This is a genomic window from Marisediminicola sp. LYQ134 (genome assembly GCF_046599635.1).
Taxonomy (GTDB): domain Bacteria; phylum Actinomycetota; class Actinomycetes; order Actinomycetales; family Microbacteriaceae; genus Marisediminicola.
In genome coordinates this window covers 643,123-659,474 of the sequence record NZ_JBKIWP010000002.1, presented here as the reverse complement: position 1 = coordinate 659,474, position 16,352 = coordinate 643,123, and the positions used below count along the sequence as shown (strand labels likewise).

At 69.2% G+C, this 16,352-nt stretch carries 16 protein-coding genes; 9 read left to right on the top strand and 7 right to left on the bottom strand.

Features of this window, described 5'->3' with window-relative positions:
* Positions 1 to 3 precede the first annotated feature (3 nt).
* The gene (gene purD / locus ACLHIH_RS11725) at positions 4 to 1,269 is read left to right on the top strand and encodes a phosphoribosylamine--glycine ligase (protein ID WP_411317000.1); all 1,266 of its coding nucleotides are present in this window, start codon (positions 4 to 6) and stop codon (positions 1,267 to 1,269) included.
* Positions 1,266 to 2,141: a phosphoribosylaminoimidazolesuccinocarboxamide synthase gene (locus tag ACLHIH_RS11720; RefSeq protein ID WP_411316999.1), complete on the top strand. Its 876-nt coding sequence runs from the start codon at positions 1,266 to 1,268 to the stop codon at positions 2,139 to 2,141. The genes purD and ACLHIH_RS11720 overlap by 4 nt, the downstream gene beginning before the upstream one ends.
* Positions 2,142 to 2,148: 7 nt before the next feature.
* On the opposite strand, the gene ACLHIH_RS11715 is transcribed toward ACLHIH_RS11720, so the two are convergent.
* The 4 genes from ACLHIH_RS11715 to ACLHIH_RS11700 all read right to left on the bottom strand — a co-directional run bounded on the left by ACLHIH_RS11715 (position 2,149) and on the right by ACLHIH_RS11700 (position 5,136).
* Positions 2,149 to 2,949: an anti-sigma factor gene (locus ACLHIH_RS11715; RefSeq protein WP_411316998.1), complete on the bottom strand. Its 801-nt coding sequence runs from the start codon at positions 2,947 to 2,949 to the stop codon at positions 2,149 to 2,151.
* A complete protein-coding gene (locus ACLHIH_RS11710) occupies positions 2,936 to 3,490 on the bottom strand; it encodes an RNA polymerase sigma factor (RefSeq protein ID WP_411316997.1) in 555 nt (184 codons plus the stop codon). Before ACLHIH_RS11710 ends, ACLHIH_RS11715 begins: the two co-directional genes overlap by 14 nt.
* A gap of 117 nt (positions 3,491 to 3,607) precedes the next feature.
* Positions 3,608 to 4,288, bottom strand: coding sequence for a class F sortase (locus ACLHIH_RS11705; protein ID WP_411316996.1), 681 nt, complete (start codon positions 4,286 to 4,288; stop codon positions 3,608 to 3,610).
* A 20-nt stretch (positions 4,289 to 4,308) separates the two neighbouring features.
* Positions 4,309 to 5,136, bottom strand: coding sequence for a DUF4397 domain-containing protein (locus ACLHIH_RS11700; RefSeq protein WP_411316995.1), 828 nt, complete (start codon positions 5,134 to 5,136; stop codon positions 4,309 to 4,311).
* A 135-nt stretch (positions 5,137 to 5,271) separates the two neighbouring features.
* Between ACLHIH_RS11700 and ACLHIH_RS11695 the strand changes: the two genes are divergently transcribed.
* From ACLHIH_RS11695 to ACLHIH_RS11685, 3 genes are read left to right on the top strand one after another with little or no spacing between them, the layout of a single operon-like run.
* Positions 5,272 to 6,147, top strand: a complete 876-nt coding sequence (locus ACLHIH_RS11695; protein WP_411316994.1) for a VOC family protein — start codon at positions 5,272 to 5,274, stop codon at positions 6,145 to 6,147.
* Positions 6,144 to 6,884, top strand: coding sequence for an SGNH/GDSL hydrolase family protein (locus ACLHIH_RS11690; RefSeq protein ID WP_411316993.1), 741 nt, complete (start codon positions 6,144 to 6,146; stop codon positions 6,882 to 6,884). The genes ACLHIH_RS11695 and ACLHIH_RS11690 overlap by 4 nt, the downstream gene beginning before the upstream one ends.
* Entirely contained in the window at positions 6,881 to 7,543 is a 663-nt protein-coding gene (locus ACLHIH_RS11685; RefSeq protein ID WP_411316992.1) for a nucleoside/nucleotide kinase family protein, read from the top strand. The genes ACLHIH_RS11690 and ACLHIH_RS11685 overlap by 4 nt, the downstream gene beginning before the upstream one ends.
* 72 nt (positions 7,544 to 7,615) lie before the next feature.
* On the opposite strand, the gene ACLHIH_RS11680 is transcribed toward ACLHIH_RS11685, so the two are convergent.
* Positions 7,616 to 8,818, bottom strand: a complete 1,203-nt coding sequence (locus ACLHIH_RS11680; protein ID WP_411316991.1) for an AI-2E family transporter — start codon at positions 8,816 to 8,818, stop codon at positions 7,616 to 7,618.
* Between the two features lie 161 nt (positions 8,819 to 8,979).
* On the opposite strand from ACLHIH_RS11680, the gene purS reads away from it, so the two are divergent.
* The 4 genes from purS to ACLHIH_RS11660 all read left to right on the top strand — a co-directional run bounded on the left by purS (position 8,980) and on the right by ACLHIH_RS11660 (position 13,642).
* On the top strand, positions 8,980 to 9,240 hold the full coding sequence (gene purS / locus ACLHIH_RS11675) for a phosphoribosylformylglycinamidine synthase subunit PurS (protein ID WP_411316990.1): 261 nt from the start codon (positions 8,980 to 8,982) through the stop codon (positions 9,238 to 9,240).
* Complete coding sequence (gene purQ, locus ACLHIH_RS11670) at positions 9,240 to 9,935, top strand: phosphoribosylformylglycinamidine synthase subunit PurQ (protein WP_411316989.1); 696 nt, start codon at positions 9,240 to 9,242, stop codon at positions 9,933 to 9,935. The genes purS and purQ overlap by 1 nt, the downstream gene beginning before the upstream one ends.
* A 115-nt stretch (positions 9,936 to 10,050) precedes the next feature.
* The gene (locus ACLHIH_RS11665; RefSeq protein ID WP_411316988.1) at positions 10,051 to 11,655 is read left to right on the top strand and encodes a peptide chain release factor 3; all 1,605 of its coding nucleotides are present in this window, start codon (positions 10,051 to 10,053) and stop codon (positions 11,653 to 11,655) included.
* Between the two features lie 202 nt (positions 11,656 to 11,857).
* Positions 11,858 to 13,642, top strand: coding sequence for a BCCT family transporter (locus ACLHIH_RS11660; RefSeq protein WP_411316987.1), 1,785 nt, complete (start codon positions 11,858 to 11,860; stop codon positions 13,640 to 13,642).
* A 416-nt stretch (positions 13,643 to 14,058) separates the two neighbouring features.
* Here the strand turns inward: ACLHIH_RS11660 and ACLHIH_RS11655 are convergent, their stop codons facing one another.
* Positions 14,059 to 15,735 carry a ribonuclease J gene (locus tag ACLHIH_RS11655; protein ID WP_411316986.1) on the bottom strand — a complete coding sequence of 559 codons (1,677 nt, stop codon included), beginning with the start codon at positions 15,733 to 15,735 and terminating at the stop codon, positions 14,059 to 14,061.
* A 157-nt stretch (positions 15,736 to 15,892) separates the two neighbouring features.
* Complete coding sequence (locus ACLHIH_RS11650) at positions 15,893 to 16,267, bottom strand: MerR family transcriptional regulator (RefSeq protein ID WP_411316985.1); 375 nt, start codon at positions 16,265 to 16,267, stop codon at positions 15,893 to 15,895.
* Positions 16,268 to 16,352 lie beyond the last annotated feature (85 nt).

Here is a 16,352-nt window from a genome sequence, read left to right as displayed (position 1 = left end):
AGGGTGAGAATCCTCATCCTCGGTTCCGGTGCCCGCGAGCACGCCATCGTCACCGCTCTGCTCGCCGAGCACGCGGGCCACGACATCACGGTCGCCCCGGGCAACGCCGGCATCGCCGCCGACGTCGCCGTGATCCACCTCGACCCCACCAACGGCGCGGTCGTCTCCAGTTTCGCGCTCGACAACGATATCGAACTCGTGATCATCGGCCCCGAGGCGCCCCTCGTGGCCGGTGTCGCCGACAAGCTGCGCCAGCGCGGGATCGCCGTGTTCGGTCCGGGCCGCGCCGCCGCGCAACTCGAGGGAAGCAAGACGTTCGCGAAACGCATCATGGATGCCGCGGGCGTGCCCACCGGGCGCGCCTCGCGCTCGGGCACCCTCGCCGAGGCGGTCGAGGCGATCGACGAGTTCGGCGCGCCCTACGTCGTGAAGGCCGACGGCCTCGCCGCGGGCAAGGGCGTGCTCGTCACGGGTGATCGCACCGCCGCGATCGCTCACGCCGAATACTGGCTCAACCACGGAAGCGTGCTCGTCGAAGAGTTTCTCGACGGCCAGGAAGTGTCGCTCTTCTTCGTCTCCGACGGCCACACGGTCGTTCCGCTGAGCCCCGCACAAGACTTCAAGCGGCTCTCCGACGGCAACGCGGGCCCGAACACGGGAGGCATGGGCGCCTACTCACCCCTCCCCTGGTTGCCCGAGGGGTTCGTCGACGAGGTCGCGCGCACCATCGCCGTTCCGACGGTGCGTCAGCTCGCCGACGAGCAGACGCCGTTCGTGGGGCTGCTCTACTGCGGCCTCATCGTGACGCGCCGCGGCATCAGGGTCATCGAGTTCAACGCGCGGTTCGGCGACCCCGAGACGCAAGTGGTGCTTCCGCGCCTCGAGTCGCCGCTGAGCTCGCTGCTCTTCGCCGCGGCGACCGGCGTGCTCGCCGAACAGCCGCTGCCGCGGTTCTCGACGGATGTCGCGGTGAGCGTCGTTCTCGCGAGCGAGGGATACCCCGAGACCCCGCTCACCGGTCGGCCCATCACCGGTCTCGACGACGCCCTCGCCATCGACGGCGTCACGGTCGCCCACGCCGCGACGGCCGTGAGCAGCAACGAACTCGTGGCGACGGGCGGTCGCGTGCTCAGTGTGGTCGCGACGGCACCCGACTTCGCCGCCGCGCGGGACCGCGCGTATCGCGCTCTCGCCGCCATCCACCTCGACGGCGGCCACTATCGCACCGACATCGCCGAGAGCGTCGCGAGCCCGAGGCCACCCCGATGACCGACGCCCCCGTGCTCGCCGGCTGGACGCACGTCTACTCGGGCAAGGTGCGCGACCTCTACCGCTCGCCCGAGCAGCCCGGGCGGATGCTCGTGGTCGCGAGCGACAGGGTGAGCGCGTTCGACCACATCCTGTCTCCCGGCATTCCGGGCAAGGGCGAGTTGCTCACGCGCTTGAGCGTGTGGTGGTTCGAGCAGCTCGACGTGCCCAACCACATCGTGACGGCTCCGGCGACGGGCCTCGACGGCGTGCCCGACGACGTGGCCGCGAGATCGATGCTCGTGACCGATCTCGAGATGCTGCCGATCGAGTGCGTCGTGCGCGGCTACCTCGTGGGGTCGGGCTGGCTCGAGTACGAGCGCACGCAGAGCGTGTGCGGCGTGCCGCTGCCCGAGGGCCTCTCGAACGGCGACCGCCTGCCCGAACCGATCTACACTCCCGCGTTCAAGGCGGCGTTCGGTGACCACGACGAGAACATCACGTTCGAGCGCACCGTCGAACTCGTGGGGGCGGAGCGTGCCGAACAGTTGCGCTCGGTGAGCCTCGAGATCTTCGCGCGCGCATCGGAGATCGCGGCGGAGCGCGGCGTCATCCTCGCCGACACCAAGTTCGAGTTCGGCATCGACTCGTCGGGGATCCTCACGTTGGGCGACGAGGTGCTCACGAGCGACAGCAGCCGCTTCTGGGATGCCCGGTCGTATGCCGACGGCAATCACGCCGACAGTTTCGACAAACAGATCGTGCGCAACTGGCTGCTGCAGCACTGGGACCCGTCGGCGCCCGACGGCGAGGCCCCGCCCGAACTGCCCGCGGATGTCGTCGAACGCACCGCCTCGCGCTACGGCGAGCTCATCTCCCGCCTCACGGACTGACCGCGCGCTACAGGTCGAGCGTTCCGCGCACGATCGAGTCGCCCGAGTGGGCCGGGTCGCCGTCGAGCGGTTCGACCGAGACATCCACGATGGGGAAGTCGGCGAGGTCGACGCCGTCGGGGATCGTGAACCGGCCGACGTCGCCCTCGAGCACACCGAGGCTGATGAGCTCGTCGAGGTCGGAGTTGAGCAGCCACACCTCGCGGTAGTCGCCTGCAGGTGCGGGGCCGCCCGCAACCGAGACGACGACGTCGCGCACACCGCTCGATGCGACCTCGACGGTCGCATCACCCGACGCGTCGGGGTGGGCATCGAGAGGGTCGAGCGACGCGGAGGCGAGCGGGGTCGGGTCGGCGAGTCGGCCGACCACGACGGCCGTGACCGCCGCGAGCGCTCCGACAGCGAGGAGTGTCGCACTCACGCCGAGGAGCACCCGCTGCGTGCGTGTGCGCGAGTTCACCCCACGTCGCGACGCGTGCTTCGTGCGGCGCCGCTCACGGAGGGGGACGTCGACGGAGGTCTCCGGCGCTCGGGGTGCTGCCGCGGCATCCGCTTCGCTCACCGTCGCCGGCCGCACGTCGGGCGACAGCTGGAGGGACTGACTGATGCGGTTCCAGACCTCGGGGTCGGGGGTCGCGAGAGCGTCGCCCGGGCGACCGGAGCGCGCGAGGTCGGCCACGCGCGTGAGGCTCTCGAGTTCGTGGGCGCACTCGGGGCAGTCGCGGATGTGCTCCACGTCGTCGCGCAAACCGTCGGTCTCGCCCATCGCGATCATCGCGATGATGTCGGGGTCACTATGCATCGTCATTCACCTCCAATCTTGTTCGGAGCCGATCGAGGCTTCGACGGATATGACTTTTGACCGTACCGAGCGGCATGCCCTCGCGGTCGGCGATCTGAGAGTGTGTCAGGTGGTCGTAGAACGCGAGAGCCATGATGCGGCGAGGCGTGTCGGGTAGCTGGGCGAGCTCGTCGGCGATGAGCAGGCGGTCGGCGATGTCGTCGCTCCACTCACCCTCGTCGACCTCGAGTGACGCCATGAGCGCCTCCCGGTCGCGGCGCTCCCGCGCGAGCCTCGCGTGGGCGTCGGCGATCGTGTTCTTCGCGATCCCGACGATCCAGGCGGCGAGTCTGGCTCGGCCCGGATCGAACGTGTGGCGCCCGATCCACGCCGACACGAAGACCTTCTGAGTCACATCTTCAGCCTCGACGCGGTCACCGAGAGAGCGCAGGGCCATCGAGTAGACGAGCCTGCTCCACCGGTCGTACATCTCGGCGAGCGCCCGCTCGTCTCCCGCCACGAACGTCGTGGCGAGCGACGACTGGTCGTCGTGGATCAGTTCAGTCACGGGAGTCCTGGTGAGGCGGAGCGATCTCGGCGCCGCAGTCGTTGCGACGCCCGACATCACGGTACCCCCGATCGCGCGGGAGCGCCTCCGACGGGTCGGTCGGCGTCGGCGCCCATGTCACTCGCTCGGAGAGTCGGCGACGGGCACCGCCGTGACGATGACGTTGTCGACGTAGTGGCCGGTCGCAGAATCGAATGCCCCGCCGCACGTCACGAGGGTGAGTCGAGGCGAACCACTCCGGTCGAAGACTTCCGCCATCGGTGCGTCGATCTTGCCGACCGTGCGCACCTCGGTCACGACGTAGTCGGTCTGCGTGCCGTCGTCGCCCGAGAGCGTCACGACGCTGCCCTCGGCGGCGTTCGGCAAGCGGCTGAACGGTCCGATCCCGTCGTGACGGGAGTCGATGTGGGCGGCGATGACCGTCGCCCCCTCGTCGGCGTTCGCTCCCGGCCCGAATCGGTACCACCCCGCGGTGGCCGCGTCTTCGGGCAGACCCATCGCTCCCTCGGCGTCGAGCCCGTGCGCCTCGACCGTCATGTCGATGTCGAGGTCGGGCATCGTCAGACGCGTCGGAACGATCGTGTCGGATGCCGCGAGCGCCTCGATCGAGGCGTCGCGCGTGCCGATCTCCGGCACGGCCGTATCGCCAGTGCCGGGCGAGGCTTCGGGGGTCGGCGCGACGCTCGCGGAGGGGTCGGGCGACGCGACGGGCTCGAGGGTGGGGCTCGTGCACCCGACGAGCAGGGGCAGGGCGAGAGCCGACGCAATAAGCGCGACCCCCGCCCGTCCCCTGATCATCGTGATGGTGTTATTCGATCTCAGCGGCGTGCGGCCGAGCGGCGCGACGCGAAGAACGCACCCGCGGCGGCGAGCATGAGACCGAGCGCTCCGACACCGAACCAGGTCGACTGGCTCGACGCGAGCGCGGCCGCTTCACCGGTCTGACCGGCGGGGATGCCGGCCGGCGGCGTGTGGAGTCCTTCGACGGTCTGCACGGCGAGGTCGAGGTTGTCGTCGTCGAGGCTGCCCCACGCGTAGACGATCGTGTTGACGCCCTCGGTGATGGGAACGTCGGCCGGGCCGATGAGGGCTTCGGTGGTTCCCGTCGCGGCGACGGACGCCGACACGGTCGACGCGGCGAGGTCGAGGATCGCCTCGTTGGGGTTCGACAGGTCGCTCACGACGGCGTCGCCGCCCGCGAGAACGTCGACGGCGGGGGCTGCTGCCGCGTGACGCACGGTCAGACGTCCCTCGCCGGCTGCGGTCGCCGAGATGTCGTTCTCGAACGCGGCGAGCGCCGGGTCGCCACCCTCGGTGAGGTGGGCTGCGGCGGTGTAGTTGGCTCCCGCGGCGAGCGTGACGTCGGCCTCGAGGATCGGGTCGTCGGCCGACTCGGCGTCGGGCGCCGTGAGTGCGAGCGCGTAGTCGCCGGCGGGCAGCGAGAGCTCATCGGTCACCGTGCCGGGCTCGAAGTCGTCGAGGGTCAGGTCACCGTTGACGTAGACGTCGACGGGAGTGTCGGGGATGCCGTGGAAGACGGTCAGCTGGGCGGTGTCGGCGGTCGCGGCACTCGCCGAGAGGGGAGCAGCGAGAGCGACGAGAATGGCGGCGCCGGCAGCTCCGCCAGCGGCAATACGTGATTTCACGGGATACTCCTGTTCATGCCCCGGGGGGCGGTTCGGTGGGTTACATAGAGGACTTCCCCCACAGACCGCGTTTTGGATGCACTCGGGCCGAAGTTTTTTCGGAATGCCCGCGACGCGACACCGGTTGACTCGACCATGGCCCCCGATCTCCTGCCCGCCGACACCGCGATGGGTGCGGTGACCCTCCTCGTCGCCGACCCCGACGCCATGACGCGCTACTACCGCGACGCGATCGGACTCGACGTGCTCGCGGCGGACGCCGGCACCGTCACTCTCGGTCGAGGCGGGCGCGCACTCATCCACCTCGAGTTCGCTCCCGACCTCTCGCCCGCCGCCCTCGGCTCGGCGGGGCTCTTCCACACCGCGATCCTCTTCGAGTCGCGCGCCGCGCTCGCGGCCGCCGTGTATTCGACCGCGACCCTCGCGCCGGCGAGCTTCACCGGGAGCGCCGACCACCTCGTGAGCCAGGCGTTCTACTTCACCGACCCCGAGGGCAACGGCGTGGAGCTCTATTGGGACCGCGATCGCACGCAGTGGAGCTGGGTGCACGGCCACATCGAGATGGCGACGCTCGCCCTCGACCCCAACGCGTTCATCCGCGAGCACATCGAACTCGACACGGCCGCGGCCTCGACGACACCCCTGAGCCCCGGCGGCGCCGAGGTCGGGCACGTGCACCTCTCGGTCGGCGACATCGCTCAGGCGCGGGAGTTCTACGTCGACCGTCTGGGTTTCGAGACGACCGCCGCGCTCGGAGACCAGGCCCTCTTCGTGAGCGCGGGCGGATATCACCACCACATGGCCATGAACACGTGGGCATCACGGGGGGCGAGCCCGCGAACGCGAGCGCTCGGCCTCGGCGAAGTCGACATCGTCGTGCCCTCGTCCGACGAAGTCGGCGCACTCGTGGAGCGCATGACCCACTTCGGATCCGCTCCCGCCGACGACGGGCGCACCGTGACGATCTCCGACCCGTGGAACAACACCATCCGGGTAACGTCGAGCGCGTGACCGCCTTCACCCGCCTCGCCGCTCTGCCCCGAGCTCCGGTGCTGTGGCGACAGAGCAGACGGCTGCGGCGAGACACCCCCCGCTTGCCCGACGCGGCGCTGCCGTGGTCGGGGTCGAGACCGGGGCCCGACCCCGTTCGACTCGTGGTGGTCGGCGACTCGACGGCGGCCGGTGTCGGAGCCGACACCCAAGACGACGCGCTGCCCGGATGGTTCGCCGTGGAGATCGAGAGGCGCTTCGCCCGCGGCACCCAGTACGCGGCCTTCGGTCGAAACGGTGCGACCGCTCGCGATGTCGTCGAGAGCCACCTCGGTGCGGCCACAACCCAGCCCTTCGACCTGGCCCTCCTCACGATCGGCGCGAACGACGCCCTCGGGTTGCGGTCGCGGACATCCTTCGCCAGGGATGTCGCGGCGATCGTCGCCCGCATGCGCGAGGCGAGCCCCGACGCAACCGTGCTCGTCTCGCTTCTGCCGCGATTCGACAGGTTCGAGTTGCTGCCTCAACCGCTGCGATCCACCCTCGGAGCGCACGCGATGAGTCTCGACGCCGCCGCGCGCGCTGCCGTGGAGCGCCTCGACGGGGTCATCGCCATTCCGCCGCCCCCGCCCTACGTCGACGGCTTCTTCGCGACCGACCGGTTCCACCCCAGCCGTGACGGCTATCGCATGTGGGCGGAATACGTCTTCGACTACGCAGACACGGTGGGGTTCACCCTCGGCGACGCTCCCTCGTGACCGCCGCGCCCCGCACTCTCTCGACCCTCGAGGAGGTCGCGGTCACCGTGCTCGACGTGAGCGGCGATGCCGCCCGGAGCGGTCTCGATCGCGTGCTCATCGGAATAGCGGGCGCACCGGGGGCCGGAAAGTCGACGCTCAGCGCGGCTCTCGTTTCGCGACTCCGCGAGCACGGTGAGCGCGTGGCGGTTCTGCCGATGGACGGCTTCCACCTGTCGCAGCGGCGCCTCGTCGAGCTCGGGCGCCGCGATCGCATGGGCGCCCCCGACACGTTCGACGTCGACGGCTTCGTCGCGACGCTGCGGCGCGTGCGAGCCGGATACGGCGGCGAGACGACCGCGCCCGGTTTCGACCGCACCGTGGAAGAGGCTGTGCCCCACGCTGTCACGATCGTCGCCGACATCCGCATCGTGGTCGTCGAGGGCAACTATCTCCTGCTCGAGAGCGCGGGTTGGGGCGAGGTCGCGGCGCTGCTCGACCACGCGATGGTCGTCGAGATCGCGCGGGAGCTGCGGCTCGAGAGACTCGTGGCCCGACACATCCGCTTCGGAAAGTCGGAGTCGGATGCCCGCGCCTGGGCCCTCGGCCCCGACGACGCCAATGCGCGGCTCGTCGAGCAGTCGGCGCACCGCGCCGACTCCCGCGTCAAGCTCGACTAGCGCACCGTGTCGACAGGCTCGGTGACCGGGGGCCGCTGAGCCCATCGAGGGCACGACGACTGTCGAGGGGCGCTACGACTTCGCGGGCTTGCGCAGGAGGCCGCGCGACACCTTCGACTTGCGGTCGGCCGCTTGAGACACGTATCTGCCTCGCGCCGATTTGGGGGTGTCGATGCCGGGCACGGGCACGTTCTCACCGCTCCACGACTTGACGATCGCCCACGCGACCGCGGTGAGCGGCACGGAGAGGAGGGTTCCGACGATTCCGCCGAGCACGGTGCCCGCGGTCAACGCGAGCAGCACGACGAGTCCGTTGAGCTTGAGGGCGTTGCCGAGCACGAACGGCGCGAGCAGGTTGCCTTCGAGCTGGTTGACCGCGACGACGATGATCGTGACGATGATCGCCGTGTTGAGGTCGTTGGTCACGAGCGCGACGAGGGCCGCGATGATGCCCGCGGCGGTCGCACCCACGATGGGGATGAACGCACCGATGAACACGATGACCGCGAGAGGCAGGGCGAGCTGCACGTCGAGCACGAACAGCCCGATTCCGATGATCACCGCGTCGACGAGGGCCACGGTCGCGGTGCCGCGGATGTATCCGCCGAGAACCTCGACCGCGCGGTTGCCCGCGTTGCGCGCCTTCGTGTGCGTTTCGGCGTCGAACGCCTTGATCAGGAACGCCCACATCTGCGGGCCCTCCTTGAGGAAGAAGAACAGGATGAAGATGAAGAGCACGGTTCCCGTGAGGAACTCGACCGCGGTCGTGACACCGGCGAGCGCACCCGAACCGAACTGGCTGCTCGTCAAGAAGTCCTGACCCGCGGCGATGGCGTCGTTGATGACATCCTGATCGACCGGAAGGCCGCCGTTCTGCACGAGGGCGATGAGTTCGTCGATGCCTTCGAGCACCGACTGCTCGAGGCTGTCGTACTCCGCTTGCACCGCGAACACGACACCCGTGATGATCCCGCCGAGCACCGAGACGCCGAGGAGCAGCGAGATGATCGCCGCGAGGGTGCGGGGCATGACGCTCTCGAGCCAGCGCACGACCGGTCGCAGCGCCGACGCGATGATGAGCGCGATGATCACGGGGATGACGACGAGCTTGAGGGTCACCGTCGCGTAGATGACGGCGATGACGACGAGCAGCAGCAGGAGCGCTTGCGCCGCCCGTGTCGCGGCGGCGCCGAGGGGGTCGGTCCACAGCGACTTGGGTGTCTTCGTCGGGTCGACCTGCTCGGCCACCCGGGCCGGGCGTGAACGTGTGAACATGGCAACCCCTATCGTCAAGTTTCGACAGTACAGCCCTCCCGCGCTACCGAGCGGGGGCTTGCGGATGCGCGCGGCGAGCGTCGGTAGACTGGGCACTATTCCCGGCTGGTCGTGCGGTCTCGCGCGAACCGCCACCGCCCGACTCGCAAACGGAGTGACCGGTGCCCACAATCCTCGTCGAGGTCATGCCCAAGGCCGAACTTCTCGACCCCCAAGGAAAGGCCGTCGCCGGCGCGCTCGCGCGCACGGGCCACGTTCAGATCTCCGACGTGCGCGTCGGCAAGAGGTTCGAGATCACGGTCGACGGCGACGTGACCGACGCAGTGCTCGCCGACATCCGCGAGATCGCCGACACGGTGCTGTCGAACGCGGTCATCGAAGACGTCGTGAGCGTGCGCGTCGCCGACGAGGCCTCCGTCTGATGCGCGTCGGCGTCATCACCTTCCCGGGAAGCCTCGACGATCGCGACGCCCAGCGCGCCGTGCGACTCGCGGGCGCCGAGCCCGTTGCCCTGTGGCACGGCGAGCACGACCTGCACGGTGTCGACGCCCTCGTTCTGCCCGGTGGTTTCAGCTACGGCGACTATCTGCGTGCCGGCGCGATCGCGAGCCTCTCGCCGATCATGGCCGAGGTCGTCACGGCGGCCGAGCGCGGCATGCCCGTGCTCGGCATCTGCAACGGCTTCCAGATGCTCGCCGAAGCGCACCTCCTCCCCGGCGGGCTCATCCGCAACGACCATGGCAGCTTCATCTGCCGCGACCAGCGACTGCGCGTCGAGAACACGTCGACCGCGTGGACGAACGGTTTCGCCGAGCAAGCCGAGATCACCATCCCGCTCAAGAACGGCGAAGGCGGGTTCATCGCCGACGCCGAGACCATCGCGCGACTCGAGGGCGAAGGCCGCGTGGTCTTCCGCTACCTCGGCGTGAACCCCAACGGGTCGATCGACGACATCGCGGGCGTCTCGAACGAGCGCGGCAACGTCGTGGGCCTCATGCCGCACCCCGAACACGCCGTCGAGGAGGGCTTCGGCCCCGACACCCCGCTCGCCATGCGCTCGGGCACCGACGGCCTCACCCTCTTCACCTCCGCGATCAGCTCCCTGCTCGCCGCCTGACCCGTCCACCGCCTCGGCGGTGGTGCCGACTTCGCGTCGGCGGCATCGCCCCGGTGCCGCCCCCGTCGGCGAGTGGCAGACATCCGCTCCCCGACATCCACCGAAACCAGGAATCATGGCTCAGCCCGTCGACGCCGCCGACCTCGACATCGCGACCGAGGCCCGTCGCCGCCGCACCTTCGCGGTGATCTCGCACCCGGATGCCGGCAAGTCGACGCTCACCGAAGCGCTGCTGCTGCACGCCCGCGCCATCACGACCGCGGGAGCCGTGCACGGCAAGGCGGGCCGTCGCGGCACCGTCTCCGACTGGATGGCGATGGAGCAGGAGCGCGGCATCTCGGTGACGTCGACCGCGATCCAGTTCGATTACGACGACACGATCATCAACCTCGTCGACACCCCCGGGCACGCCGACTTCTCCGAAGACACCTACCGCGTGCTCTCGGCCGTCGACGCCGCCGTCATGCTCGTCGACGCCGCCAAAGGCCTCGAGGTGCAGACGATGAAGCTCTTCGCGGTGTGCAAGCAGCGCGACCTGCCCGTGATCACCGTCATCAACAAGTGGGACCGCCCGGGCCTCGACGCCCTCGCGCTGCTCGACGAGATCAAAGACCGCACCGGACTCGTGCCGACCCCGCTCACGTGGCCGGTCGGCATCGCGGGCGACTTCCGCGGGGTTCTCGACCGCTCGACGGGCGAATTCGTGCACTTCGACCGCTCCCCGGGAGGTGCGACGAGGCCGATCGCCGAGCGACTGTCGCCCGCCGAAGCCGAGGAGCGCGAGGGGGTCGCGTGGGAGACCGCCGTCGAAGAGGTCGAGCTCCTCGACGCCGAAGGGCAGGATCACGACGACGAGCGCTTTCTCGGCAACGAGACCACGCCCGTGCTGTTCAGTGCCGCCGTCGCCGGGTTCGGTGTGCACGAACTGCTCGAGACGCTCGTCGAGATCGCTCCGCCCGCCGACGCCCGAGTGGATGCCGCGGGCGAGCGTCGCGGGGTCGACACCGACTTCTCGGGCTTCGTCTTCAAAGTGCAGTCGGGGATGAACACCGCGCACCGGGACCACGTCGCGTTCGTGCGCGTGTGCTCGGGGCTGTTCCGCCGCGGGATGATCGTGACCCACCAGGCCACCGGGCGCCCGTTCGCCACGAAATACGCCCAGCAGCTCTTCGGTCGCGTGCGCGAAGTAGCCGACTACGCGTGGCCGGGCGACGTCGTCGGGCTTGTCAACGCGTCGGCGCTGCGCGTCGGCGACTCGGTGTTCGAGGGCACCCCCGTCGAGTTTCCCCGACTGCCGATGTTCTCGCCCGAACACTTCAGGGTCGCGCGCTCCGCCGACTCGAGCAAGCACAAGCAGTTCCGCCGCGGAATCGAGCAGCTCGACCACGAGGGCGTCATCCAGGTGATGCGAAGCGACCTGCGCGGAGACCAGTCCCCGGTGCTCGGCGCTGTGGGCCCCATGCAATTCGAGGTCGTCGTCGAGAGGATGACCCACGACTTCGGTGCCGCCATCCGCCTCGAAACCCTGCCGTACGAGGTCGCGAGAGGTACAGACCCCGCCGGAGCAGCCGCTCTCGAGAAGGAGCGCCAGTGCGAAGTGCTCACGAGATCGGATGGCGCGCTCATCGCGCTCTTCAGCACGCAGTGGCGGTTGCAAGCGCTGCAGAAACTGCACCCCGACGTGCTGCTCGGCGAAGTCGCGGCATTCGGGCGCGGCTGAGGCCGGTTTCGATCGCACGGCCGGGCGACGCGGCACTCAGCGCGCTCGGGTAGCCTCGAACGCTGTGCATTTCCCGTGTGACTTCCGCGCCCCAACGAGATAGGAGCACCCCCTGACCAAGCTCGACCGCACGTCCGCCACGAAAGGCGCGTCTCCCGACGCCCCTGACGTCACCCCTGCACCCTCGCGCCTCGCCGTCTGGGTGTTCTGGCCCGCCGCCGTCATCATCCTCGGCATCGCCGCTTTCGCGCTCATCGCGCCTGATGTCGCCACGAACGTCTTCTCGACCCTGCAGACCACGGTCGTCAACTCGTTCAGCTGGTATTACGTGCTCCTCGCCGCGATGTTCGTCGTCTTCGCGATCTGGATGGGGGCGAGCCGATTCGGCGACATCAAACTCGGCAACGACGACGACAAGCCCGAGTTCTCGTTGCTCGCCTGGATCTCGCTGCTCTTCGCCGCCGGGATGGGCATCGGCCTCGTCTTCTACGGTGTCTCCGAGCCGCTCACCCACTACGCGAGCCCGCGTCCGGGTGTGACCGGCTCCGACACCGAGCTCGCGCAAGCGGCCATGTCGCAGACCTTCCTGCACTGGGGGCTCCACGCCTGGGCGATCTACGTGGTCGTCGGACTCGCCCTCGCCTACGCCATCCACCGTCGCGGCCGCCCCGTCTCGATCCGCTGGGCTCTCGAGCCCCTGCTCGGCAAGCGCGTGCGCGGCGGCTGGGGCAACGCGATCGACGTCATCGCCCTCGTCGGAACCGTCTTCGGTGTCGCGACCTCGCTCGGCCTCGGCGTGCTGCAGATCTCCGCGGGTCTCGAGTCGGCGAGCATCGTCGAGTCGTCGCTCACCATCCAGATCATCGTCATCGCGATCATCACCGGTCTCACGATCATCTCGCTCGTGTCGGGGATCGGGCGCGGCATGAAGTGGCTGTCGACAGCCAACCTGCTTCTCGCCGCAGCGCTCCTGATCTTCCTGCTCTTCTCGGGCCCGACCCAGTTCCTCCTGCGCGAGTTCGTGCAGTCGATCGGAAACTACCTGCAGAACTTCCTCGGGTTGAGCTTCACCGTGAGCGCCTTCGCGGGCACCGAGGGCGAAGAGTGGCAAGCGGGCTGGACGACCTTCTACTGGGGCTGGTGGATGTCGTGGGCCCCGTTCGTCGGTGTGTTCATCGCCCGCGTCTCGCGCGGCCGCACCGTGCGCGAGTTCGTCGTGGGAGTTCTCCTCGTGCCGACGCTCATCACGTTCCTCTGGTTCGCGGTGCTCGGCGGGAGCGCGCTCTACCGCGAGCTCTACGGAGCGGGCGGGCTCGTCGGCGACGACGGCTCCGTCGACTCCAACTCCGCCCTCTTCGCCCTCTTCGAGGGCATGCCCGGCGAGATCGTGCTCACCTTCGGGGCGATCCTGCTCATCGGTGTGTTCTTCGTCACGTCGTCGGACTCCGGCTCACTCGTCATGTCGATGATCGCCACGGGTGGCTCGCCCGACCCGAAGAACCGCATCCGCGTCTTCTTCGCCGTCGCCACGTCGGTGCTCGCCATCGCACTCCTCCTCGCGGGGGGACTCGACGCACTGCAGACCGCGGCGATCCTGTCGGCCCTGCCCTTCAGCGTCGTCATGATCCTCATGTGCATCGCGACCGTCATCGCCTTCCAGCGGGAACGTCGCGCCTACGATCGCGCCCGGCGTGCCGCGTTCGTCGGCGACATCGGCGAGTTCTACGGACTCGAGGTCGAAGCACCGGGCGAACGCGAGCCGGTGCACCCGCTGCGCCGCCTCGGCGAGAGGCTGCGCGGCGGTGCGAAGGCGACGACCGCGCCGACCGGGGCCACGCGCACCGTTGCCCCCGGGGCCGCCGGTGCACCCGGGGCGACCGGGCCGGCAGGGGAAGACCGTGAGGTCGGCCCCGACGAGGTCGACGACGTGCGCCGGGCACTCCGCGACTCCGACGAGCTCCCCGAGCACGGTAACGACCGCAGCTAGACAGCGACTCGACCCTGCACCGAGGTCCCGGCACCCGATGGGTGTCGGGACCTCGTCGTTCGCCGGGCGTGACGCGCGCGCGGGCGCGCGTGCGGGCGCTAGCGCGCGTGGCAGGTTGATGCGCGTGGCTCGCGACATCCGCCGCCCATTTCGGCATCCGCTGTTCTGATGTGCCCGGCGGATGCCGATCGGCCCGGCGCCCGCGCGATCAACCCGGGTTCGGGGCAGCCGGCACGGGGAGCCGGCATTGGGAGCCGGAGCCGCGCCGATGCGAGGATGCGCGCTGTGGCCACGACGTTTCGCACATCCGATCCACCCGATCAGCGGATGACGGCGCGAACGGGATCGGACCAGCCGCGACGGCACGCACAAAGGGGGTCCCGCCTCAGCGGAACCCCCTCCTCGAGCTCGATCGACTACGCGTCGACCACGATCGCCGTGATCACGGGCGAGCGGCGGTGCTTGCGCTGCAGCCAGCGTCCGAGCGTCTTGGTGAAGAGCTGCTCGAGCTCCTGGCCGTCGCGCACGCGCTGCGCCTTCATGGCGTCGTCGATCGCGCGGGTCGCCTCGCGGATCCACTGGTCGTCGTGCACGAACCCGCGCGCCAAGAACTCGACCGGCTCGACGAGCTTGCCGGTCTTCTGGTCGAAGATCCCGAGCACCGTGATGGCGCCCTCCTCGGCGAGCACGCGGCGATCGTTGAGTGCCTCTTCGCTCGCCCCACCCACGTGGGCGCCGTCGACGAAGACGTAGTCGACCTTCACGCGACCGGTGATGGATGCACGCCCGTCGACGAGGTCGATGGTGACACCGTTCTCGGCGATGAGGGTGCGGTCTTCGGCGACACCCGTGCGGATCGCGAGTTCGGCGTTGGCCACGAGGTGGCGCCACTCGCCGTGCACGGGCATGACGTTCGACGGCTTCACGATGTTGTAGCAGTAGACGAGCTCGCCCGCACTCGCGTGGCCGGAGACGTGCACCTTCGCGTTGCCCTTGTGCACGACGTTCGCACCCCAGCGGGTGAGTCCGTTGATCACGCGGTAGATGGCGTTCTCGTTGCCGGGGATGAGCGAACTCGCGAGAAGCACGGTGTCGCCCTCGCCGATCTTGATGATGTGCTCGCGGCTCGCCATGCGCGAGAGGGCGGCCATGGGTTCACCCTGCGAGCCGGTGCACACGAGCACGACCTTGTCTGCGGGCATCCGCTCGAGCTCTTTGAGGTCGACGACGAGACCCTTGGGCACGTTGAGGTAGCCGAGGTCACCGGCGATCGCCATGTTGCGCACCATCGAGCGGCCGACGAACGCGACCTTGCGGTTATGGCGTGCCGCGGCATCGAGAACCTGCTGGATGCGGTGCACGTGGCTTGCGAAGCTCGACACGACGATGCGGCGGGGCGCGGTGCGGAACACCTCGTCGACGGCCGGGCGGATGCCCTCCTCCGACATCGTGAAGCCGGGCACCTCCGCGTTGGTGGAGTCGACGAGGAACAGGTCGACCCCCTCCTCGGCGAGGCGCGCGAACGCCCCGAGGTCGGTGATGCGCTTGTCGAGAGGGAACTGGTCCATCTTGAAGTCACCCGTGTGCAGCACGAGGCCCGCATCGGTGCGGATCGCGATCGCGAGGCCGTCGGGGATGGAGTGGTTGACGGCGACGAACTCGAGGTCGAACGGACCCATCTCGCGGGTCTCGCCCTCCTTCACCGTGATGAACGGCGGCTTGAGCTTGTGCTCCTGGAGCTTCGCCCCGAGGAACGCGAGCGTGAGCTGCGACCCGATCACGGGGATGTCTTCGCGCTCCTTCAGGAGGTACGGCACACCGCCGATGTGGTCTTCGTGGCCGTGGGTGAGTACGATCGCCTCGATGTCGTCGAGGCGGTTACGGATCGACGAGAAGTCGGGCAGGATGACGTCGATGCCCGGCTGGTTCTCTTCGGGGAACAGCACGCCGCAGTCGACGATGAGCAGTTTGCCCTTGTGCTCGAACACGGTCATGTTGCGACCGATCTCGCCGAGCCCCCCGAGGGCGGTGACGCGCAGGGCGCCGTCGTTGAGGCGGGGCGGTTTGCCGAGATCGAGCGGATGCATGGTCATAGGGCTTCTCTCTGAAGTCGTGTGGATGGTGCAGGAATGCGTGTGTGGGGCGAGCGGGGCGCGGGCCGGAGGCGGCGCGGTGAGGGCTCGTCTCCCCTATTCTCCACCCTCGACCGCGTGAGACGGGCGACGGCGGCGCGAACAGGGTCTGTACAGCTCACCGGGAGCGGAGCTGGGCGATGAACTCGTCTGCCCACGCGAGGTGGTCGCGGAGGCGTTCGCGGCGTTGCTCGGCGTCGACGATGAACCCCTGCAGGCGCTCCCGGGCGGCGGCGACATCCGTCTCGGCCGGGGTGTTCTCGAGGGCGTGCACGATGTCGAGCACCTCGCCCATCTCGTCGAGACTGAAACCGAGGGGCTTCATGCGGCGGATCACCATGAGTCGTTCGAGATCGTCGTCGTCGTAGAGACGGAAGCCACCGTCAGACCGGTCGGAGGGATGAAGCAGACCGACCTCGTCGTAGTGGCGGATGGTGCGCAGCGAGAGTCCTGTCTTGTCTGCGAGTTCGCCGATCTGCATCCGTTCAGGCACGAGAACAACTATACCCTCACGTGAGGGTAGGGTTGTCTCCGGCGCGATCGCGCCCCCACATCTCCGCGCCGACAGTGACGTCGCA